This window comes from Mucilaginibacter sp. (assembly GCF_036383575.1).
Taxonomy (GTDB): domain Bacteria; phylum Bacteroidota; class Bacteroidia; order Sphingobacteriales; family Sphingobacteriaceae; genus Mucilaginibacter.
The window spans coordinates 1-8,825 of the sequence record NZ_DASVOB010000063.1 but is presented as its reverse complement, the minus strand read 5'-3'; the positions used below and the strand labels follow the sequence as shown (position 1 = coordinate 8,825).

Here is an 8,825-nt window from a genome sequence, read left to right as displayed (position 1 = left end):
GATGTTCTACAAAACCGAAAAGGCTGGTGAGGAAGAAGCGCACATGGCCGAAACGGGTAGAGAACTGGGTTTGGATATGGCTGTGCTTAGTGTTGATGATTGTAAAAAGCTGCAACCAAAATTGGAGCTTGATGTGTTGGGCGCGGTACATTACCGTTGCGATGCGCACCTGTCGCCAAATAAACTAATGGCTGCTTTGATCAAACACCTGAAAGCTGTTGGTGTAAAGCTGGTTGCCAATAAAGAGGTTACCAAAATTGAAACCAAAGGCGGTAAAGTGAGCAAGGTATTGGCAGGCAACGAAGAGTTTACTGCCGATGAATACATTATTGCGGGCGGCTCATGGTCGCCGGCTATTGGGAGATTACTGGGTTTAAAGATCCTGTTGATGCCAGGCAAAGGTTATTCCTTTAATGTAAAGGATGATACCGAAACTATGCACATCCCCGCTTTATTAGCTGAAGCCCGTGTTGCTATTACCCCAATGAATGGCGGCTTGCGTTACGGCGGCACTATGGAACTTGATAAAATCAACGACCGTATCAACATGAACCGCGTAAAAGGCATTGTTGAATCGGTACCTAAGTATTTCCCGGGTTTAAAGCCTGCAGTTCCGGAGCAAAAGGATATTTGGTTTGGTTTCCGGCCTTCGTCTGCCGATGGTCTGCCTTATATCGGCAAAAGCAAGCAGTATTGTAATCTTACTGTTGCAACAGGGCACGGCATGATGGGTTTAAGCCTTGGTGCTGCAACCGGTTTGCTGGCAAGTGAAATTATATCAGGTAAACCAACCACTATCGATATCAAAGAATTTGCTCCCGAAAGATCTTAATTTAAACAATTGGTGACCCTTCCGGCTTGCCGGAAAAACAGAACCGTTCATCACCCCTGATGAGCGGTTTTTTGCTTTGGCAGGTGTGGCTTTTATTACATGGATCATAAAAAACGCATCAAAAACCGGTTTTCTGCGTAAATTAGATAGTTTTGACAAAATGCTTAATAGTTGTTTAATTGACAATTAAAGGTATTTTATTCGGTCAAATTATGGATGAATCAACTATAGTTTTGCTTTTAAGTGTTTGTATAACATTTAATTGAATTTTTATTTGCTGCATAAAAGTGAGTTTTTCGGTCAATTTTAGCAGGGGTATCAACCATAAATTACCAAATATTGCCCGTATTTTATCCTTTTAACTTCATTTGTTGGCAAATTAAGTTAAGTAATTGTAAATTCAACAAGTATTAAACAATGTAGCAGATGAAAGTTTTACAATTTACCATCCCGGTTCCGCACGATAAAAGTGTGATTGCAGAAAAGGTTTGTTTGCCTTATCATTATCCCTACCTGCACCGCCACAAAGAAATTCAGCTTACCTGGATCCAGCAGGGGGAGGGCACGTTGATAGCCGGAAATAACATGCATGATTACTCTGCCGGCGATCTGTTTTTGATAGGTGCTAACCTGCCGCATGTGTTTAAAAGCAACCCCGAATATTTTGCACCCAACGCCAATAAACAAATAGAAGCACTTACTATATTTTTTAACCCGGAAGGAGCTTTAGCGCCGCTGTTTAATTTGCCCGAGCTTAAACCAAGCCTCATATTTATGCAGCAGCATCAGCAGGGCTTTAAATTGCCGCATTCTGTTGTTGATAAAGTATCGCAGATCATGATCGCTTTGCAAAAGGCTTCCGGTCCCGATCAGCTCATCCAGTTTTTTCATTTGCTTAAGGGGCTTACCAATATCAAAGGCAAACTTGACCCTTTGTCAACTTACGGCAACTTGCCGGGCATTACCGAAAATGAAGGGATAAGGATAGGTAATATCTACAACTATATTATGCAGCACTACAGCGAGCCAATCACGCTTGAGGATGTAGCTAAAGTTGCCTATATGACGCCTGAGTCATTTTGCAGATATTTCAAAAAGCATACAGGCCATACGTTTATTTCTTTCCTGAACGAGATCCGTATTAACGAGGCCTGCAAAAAGCTCATCGCCCATAAGTTTGAAAGCATCAACACTGTTGCTTATAAATGCGGCTTTAAAAGCATCACCAACTTTAATAGGGTATTTAAATGCGTAATTGGTAATTCGCCCCGCGGTTATCTCGATTCTTACAACAATAATCTCATCAGCCTTAACAGGGCTGCAAGCTAAATACAGCGCGCTTTATTATTTAATCAAACATACCACCACATCGTGTTTATACATCCCTCTAAAACTGTAAAAGGGCTAATCTTTTGCGCCCTTACTATTGGTACCCTGAGTTTAAATGCGCAAACTGCCGCGCCTGGTAATTTGTATGAGCAAACCAGCGAAATAGCCGGTACTATTATCCGGTACGGGCAGGATATGAATGCCATACATGATTTTTATTCGCCTTACAATGTTAATGAGCGTGGCGAAGATCAGTACAAGCAGGATGTCATTAACTCGCCCGAGCAGCGCAAAAGGCTCATTGAGGTTGATAACGATTACCTGAAACAACTGGAGCAAACAGACTTTAATGCCCTCAGCATTTACGGCAAGGTAGATTATATCCTGCTTAAAAAACGCATCAACTTTGATCTGAAGGATTTGAAGAAGGAAGAAGACCTGTACAGTCAGGCTGCAAAATACATTTCATTTGCCGATGAGATCTACGCGCTGGAACAAAAGCGCCGCCGCGGAACATTTGTAGATGGCGAAAAGGTTGCAGGCGACCTGAACAAGATATTGAAAGAACTTAAGGCCGATACTACTGCTTTTCACAAACTCCCTTCGTTGGATATGCCCGTAGCTAAAGTAACTAAAGCTGCTTTAGTGGGGCTAAGAGGTCGCTTGAAAGACTTTTTTGGCTTTTATAATAAGTATGATCCTTCATTCACATGGTGGGTGCCTGAGCCTTATAAAGCCGTTGATAGCGCGCTGGGCAGGTACAGCGAACTGGCTATCAGTAAAGGCAAGTTGAATACCAGCCAGAAAAGCGATAGCAGCGGTATCAAAGGCGTGCCTATTGGCAGGGAAGAGTTGATTAGCCAATTACAGGCGGAAATGATCCCTTACACACCCGAAGAGCTTATTAAACTGGCCAATAAAGAGTTTGCCTGGTGCGATAAGGAAATGCTGAAAGCATCGCAGGAAATGGGTTTTGGCAGTGACTGGAAAAAAGCCCTCGAAAAGGTAAAAAATAGCTATGTTCCGGTAGGGCATCAGCCTGAGTTAATTGTTAAGCTATATAACGATGCCCTTAGTTTTATCAAAGAACGCGACCTGATCACGATACCGCCGCTTGCCGAAGAAACCTGGGGCATGGTGATGATGTCGCCGCAGAGGCAGCTGGTTAACCCGTTTTTTACCGGCGGTAAGGAGATCAGTATCTCGTACCCAACCAATACCATGCAGTATGACGACAGGCTGATGAGCATGCGCGGCAACAACCTTTACTTTTCAAGGGGCACTGTGCAGCATGAGCTGATCCCTGGTCATAACCTTCAATATTTTATGAACAGCCGTTACAAAGCTTATCGCCAGGATTTTGGGACGCCATTCGCTATTGAAGGCTGGGCTTTATACTGGGAATTACTATTGTATGATAAAGGCTTTGCCAAAACTCCTGAAGAGCGGGTAGGTATGCTGTTTTGGCGCATGCATCGTTGTGCCAGGATCATATTTTCGCTCAACTACCATTTAGGCAACTGGACACCACAGCAATGTATCGATTTTTTGGTTGACCGCGTAGGTCATGAACATGCTAATGCCGAAGGTGAAGTAAGGCGCTCATTCGAAGGTGGCTACAGTCCGCTTTATCAGGTGGCTTACCTGTTAGGTGGTTTGCAGTTAACAGAATTGAGGAAAGAACTGGTTGACAGCGGTAAAATGACCTTTAAACAATTCCATGATGCCGCTATCAAAGAAAACCTGATCCCGGTTGAAATGCTTCGTGCGACATTAACCAACCAGGCATTAACCAAAGATTTTACAACAAGCTGGAAATTTTACGATTTCGGAAGCAAATAGTTAATAAAACAGCATTAATGGAAAGCTTTAAGCTTTATGCTTTCAGCTTTTAGCTAAAAAAAATTATGGAGAACAGCACTTCTTTTAAGCCTTCGTTGCGGTTAATGGATGCCACCATGCTGGTGGCCGGCAGTATGATTGGCTCCGGTATTTTTATTGTGAGCGCCGATATTACCCGCAATGTGGGCAGTGCAGGCTGGCTGCTATTTGTTTGGCTCATCACCGGTTTTATGACCCTTACCGCCGCCCTGAGTTACGGCGAACTGAGTGCCATGTTCCCGAGGGCTGGAGGTCAGTACGTTTACCTGAAAGAGGCATACAGTCCATTAGTAGGTTTTTTATACGGATGGAGTTTTTTCACCGTGATCCAAACGGCTACTATAGCCGCGGTGGGTGTGGCCTTCGCTAAGTTTACCGCGTACCTCATCCCGCAATTAAGTGAAAGCCTCGTTGCTGTCGATTTGGGCTTCGTGACCATATCACCGGCGCAGCTGCTTTCAATTTTGGTGATCGTGTTTTTAACTTATATCAACACCCGCGGCGTTAACAGCGGCAAAATTGTGCAGACTATTTTCACCATGGCCAAACTGCTGAGCTTGCTGGGGTTAATTGTGTTCGGATTGTTTTCTTTAAAAGCTTCGGTGTGGAACGAGAACTGGAAGAATGCCTGGAGCATGCATAGTCTAAGTGCTAATGGTTCCATTGCTTCGTACACTACCATCGCTGCTTTAGGCGCAATCGCGTCGGCAATGGTTGGTTCCATATTCAGCGGCGATTCATGGAACAACGTAACTTTTATAGCAGGCGAGATCAAAAACCCGAAAAGAAATATCGGTTTAAGTTTGGCGCTGGGTACGCTGATCGTGACGGTAATTTACATTTTAACCAATGTAATGTATACGGGCGTACTTTCCCTGCATGATATAGCCTCGGCCGATAAGGACAGGGTAGGCGTAGTTGCATCACAGCACATATTTGGCAGTTCGGGTACAGTGATCATTGCCTTGCTCATCATGGTATCCACCTTTGGCTGTAATAACGGGCTGATCATGTCGGGTGCGAGGGTTTACTATTCTATGGCTAAAGACAGGCTTTTCTTTAAAAAAGTAGGCACGCTAAATAAAAATTCCGTACCGGGCTTTGGTCTGTGGCTGCAATGTGTTTTTGCATGCCTGTGGAGCCTGAGCGGTAAATATGGCGATCTGCTGGACATGATCTCGTTTGTGGTCGTTGTTTTTTATGTGCTTACCATTATCGGTATTTTTATCCTCCGCAAAAAAATGCCTAATGCCGAGCGTCCTTACAAAGCATTCGGCTACCCGGTGTTACCTGTTATCTATATCATTATGGGGATAGCTTTTTGCCTGTTGCTCATCAAATACAAACCGGCCTATACCTATCCAGGCCTGATCATCACTTTAACCGGCATCCCGGTTTATTACCTGATAGGCGGCAGCAAAAAGCGTCAGATCGCCGAACTCCCTGTTGAAAGTTTATAGATATCATTCATGAAAAAGATCTTATCGCTGCTATGGCTCATTACTATGGGCATAGCAGCTGTTGCTCAAAATGGAAACTTTGTTAAGCTAAGCACAGCTAAGTTTTCAACCGGTAACGACGCAACCTGGAAAGAAACCGGTTTTAACGATACGAACTGGAAAAGAATTAAAGTTGGCGATGTATGGCAAGAGCAGGGCTACCCCGATTATCACGGCTTTGCCTGGTACCGCATCCATGTAGTTATTCCATCTGCATTAAAAAAGCAATCGGTTTGGGGCGATAGCCTGCGGGTATTCCTTGCCCATGTTAATGATGTTGATGAAACTTATTTTAACGGCAAGTTGATTGGTAAAACCGGGGCATTTCCCGAAGATAAGGGAGGCTATGTGAGCAAATGGCCGGCAGTACGTAATTATTGCGTAGCAGCAAATGATCCGGCTATTAAATGGGATCAGGAAAATATCATCGCTATCAAAGTTTACGATGGCGGCGGTTCGGGCGGTATTTTTATGGGTGCACCCTATATCGATATGCTCGAAAAATTTGACGGCATCGTTTTCACCCAAACCGAGATCAGCTTTTTATCCAACGCACAGGCTGTACGCAAATTAACTGTAGGTAATAGTTTTAAAACTAATATCGCAGGCAAATTTCATTACCGGATAGTTGACGAGGTTACTCAAAAAACGATTGCCGAAAAAACTGGAAACGCAAACCTGCCATCATTGGGCAAGGAAACTTATACGCTTGCTTTTCCGCATCGTGAGGGCATCAAGCTGTTTTATGAATTTACTGAAAGCGCGTCCGGCAAGACTAAAACTTTTGCCGAGATTGCCCCATATCTGCTCACTCCCAAAGCATCCCATAAACCGATGATCAACAGCGCTGGAGTTTTAGGTGTGCATCCGGGTTCGCCGGTGCTTTTTAAGATCCCGGCAAGCGGGCAAAAGCCGTTGAAATATACTGTTAAAAATCTACCGCAAGGTTTAAACTTTGATCCTAAAACAGGCATCATAACCGGTATTGCACCCAAGGCCGGAAATTACCCGGTATCAGTTTCCGTAAGCAATACTTTAGGGAAAGATGAAAAAATATTGACCATTAAATCGGGCAAACTGTTGGCGCTTACCCCGCCCATGGGCTGGAACAGCTGGAACTGCTGGGGATTAAATGTAAGTGACGAAAAGGTAAGGCTTTCGGCCAAAGCCATGGTTGATAAAGGGCTCACCGAATACGGCTGGAACTATATTAACGTGGATGACGGCTGGCAGGCACCCGCAAGACAACAAGACGGAGAAATTGCCGCCAACGAAAAGTTTCCGGATATGAAAGCTTTAGGGGCACATCTGCATCAGCAAGGATTAAAGTTTGGTATTTATTCGTCGCCGGGAGCAAAAACCTGCGGTGGATACCTGGGTTCGTTGGGGCATGAGGGGCAGGATGCCGGCACTTATTTTAACTGGGGTGTTGATTATTTAAAGTACGATCTGTGCAGCTATTCAGATCAAACAGCAGGAGATACCACGTTGTTTGCACAGCAAAAGCCGTACATGGTAATGCGCGATGAGCTGGCTAAGCAGCAGCGTGATATTGTTTACAGCATTTGCCAGTACGGCATAAAAGATGTTTGGAAATGGGGCGCGCAAATGAACGGCAACCTGTGGCGTACTACCGAGGATATTACCGATACCTGGGAAAGCCTTTACGGTATCGGCTTTAGCCAAACCAATAATGCGGCCTATGCCGGGCCGGGAGGGTGGAATGACCCCGATATGCTCATTTTAGGCAGGGTAGGCTGGGGCGAAAACCTTCATCAAACTAATCTAACCCCCTACGAGCAATACACCCACATGAGTTTGTGGAGCCTTTTATCAGCCCCGTTATTAATTGGCTGCGATATGGATAAGCTTGATGAGTTTACCCTTAACCTGTTAAAAAACCGCGAGGTAATTGCTATAGATCAGGACGTGGCAGGCAAACAGGCCGAGCGAGTGATCAACGATAAACAGATCCAGGTTTGGGTTAAGCAACTGGCAGATGGCAGCAAAGCTGTGGGTATTTTCAATCTTGGTGAAAAATACTTGAAGTATACGCTTGATTTTAAGAATATCCATATAGGCAAGGTTAAAATAGTGCGGGATCTCTGGCAGCAAAAAGATATTGCTAAAAATGTTGCTGCTGTGTATTGTAATATCCCCCCACATGGGGTAAGGTTTTATAAATTGATGTAAACAAGACGTTTGCCTGTGTGTTGAGTACTTAACAGCTTGACCGTTTTTTAATCTGTTTTGAAGTTGTGTTGTAGAAATAAGATAAAATCCTGCTATAACTGGTTAGGAATCTTCAGTACACATCATAAAAGGTTAAATATATTTGCTTGCGCAAAATAATGGCGTAAGCCCTCGTTTTTTATTAAAATATCTGCCATGGCTAACAACTTTAAAGAAGAAAGCACCGAAGAAATAAATATCATCATGCAGCAATCGCAAAGCGCGTTTGAGGCTTACCAAAAAACAAATGCCGAACAAAAGGCCCTGTTTTTAGAAGCTATTGCTGATGAAATAGAAGCAATAGGCGATGCCCTGCTTCAAAAAGCAGCTGAAGAAACTAATCTTCCGTTACCCCGTTTAACCGGCGAACGCGGCCGTACAACAGGTCAGCTGCGCATGTTTGCAGGTATGCTGCGCGAAGGAAGCTGGGTTGAAGCCAGCATTGATACCGAACTGCCAAACAGAACACCATTACCACGCCCTGATCTGCGCAAAATGCTTGTTCCCCTGGGACCGGTAGTTGTTTTTGGCGCGAGTAACTTTCCGTTCGCATATTCAACCGCGGGTGGTGATACGGCCAGCGCTTTGGGCGCAGGTTGTTCGGTAGTGGTAAAAGCGCACCCTGCCCACGCCGAAACTTCAGAATTGGTTTACCAGGCTATCAAAAAAGCGATAGTTAGCTGCAACATGCCGGAGCATATTTTTCAACACGTACACGGTACTTCGTTTGAAAGTGGCAAAGCTTTGGTACAGGCAGATGATACTGCTGCGGTAGGCTTCACAGGCTCAACTGTTGGTGGTTTAGCCTTATTAGATTATTCATCGAAACGGAAAAAGCCAATCCCTGTATTTTCGGAAATGGGCAGCATCAACCCGGTTATATTTTTACCGGATACCTTAAACAAAAACGCTGCCGACCTGGCCGCACAATATACAGGCTCCATTACTTTGGGCGTGGGCCAGTTTTGTACCAATCCCGGCTTAATGCTGGCTATTAAAGGTGAAGGACTGCATAACTTTTTCACCCAGTTGGGTAATGGTATTGCGGGTGT

General features: G+C 44.4%; 6 protein-coding genes. All 6 read left to right on the top strand.

The window, feature by feature from the left end; all coding sequences use genetic code 11:
- A partial coding sequence (locus VF500_RS02225) for an FAD-binding oxidoreductase (protein ID WP_330858113.1) occupies nucleotides 1-832 on the top strand: 832 nt, incomplete at its 5' end.
- A gap of 426 nt (nucleotides 833-1,258) precedes the next feature.
- Complete coding sequence (locus VF500_RS02220; protein WP_121230305.1) at nucleotides 1,259-2,161, top strand: AraC family transcriptional regulator; 903 nt, start codon at nucleotides 1,259-1,261, stop codon at nucleotides 2,159-2,161.
- Nucleotides 2,162-2,203: 42 nt separating this feature from the next.
- Nucleotides 2,204-4,003, top strand: coding sequence for a DUF885 family protein (locus VF500_RS02215; protein WP_330858112.1), 1,800 nt, complete (start codon nucleotides 2,204-2,206; stop codon nucleotides 4,001-4,003).
- A gap of 65 nt (nucleotides 4,004-4,068) precedes the next feature.
- Nucleotides 4,069-5,502 carry an APC family permease gene (locus VF500_RS02210; protein ID WP_330858111.1) on the top strand — a complete coding sequence of 478 codons (1,434 nt, stop codon included), beginning with the start codon at nucleotides 4,069-4,071 and terminating at the stop codon, nucleotides 5,500-5,502.
- Nucleotides 5,503-5,511: 9 nt separating this feature from the next.
- The gene (locus VF500_RS02205) at nucleotides 5,512-7,734 is read left to right on the top strand and encodes a putative Ig domain-containing protein (protein WP_330858110.1); all 2,223 of its coding nucleotides are present in this window, start codon (nucleotides 5,512-5,514) and stop codon (nucleotides 7,732-7,734) included.
- Between the two features lie 195 nt (nucleotides 7,735-7,929).
- Nucleotides 7,930-8,825, top strand: an 896-nt coding sequence (locus VF500_RS02200) for an aldehyde dehydrogenase family protein (RefSeq protein WP_330858109.1), incomplete at its 3' end; no start/stop codon positions are given.

What these genes read in the sequence shown, in the direction of transcription:
- VF500_RS02205 (WP_330858110.1), top strand. Translation starts at nt 5,512, where the DNA reads ATGAAAAAGATCTTATCGCTGCTATGGCTCATTACTATGGGCATAGCA.
- VF500_RS02210 (WP_330858111.1), top strand. Translation starts at nt 4,069, where the DNA reads ATGGAGAACAGCACTTCTTTTAAGCCTTCGTTGCGGTTAATGGATGCC.
- VF500_RS02220 (WP_121230305.1), top strand. Translation starts at nt 1,259, where the DNA reads ATGAAAGTTTTACAATTTACCATCCCGGTTCCGCACGATAAAAGTGTG.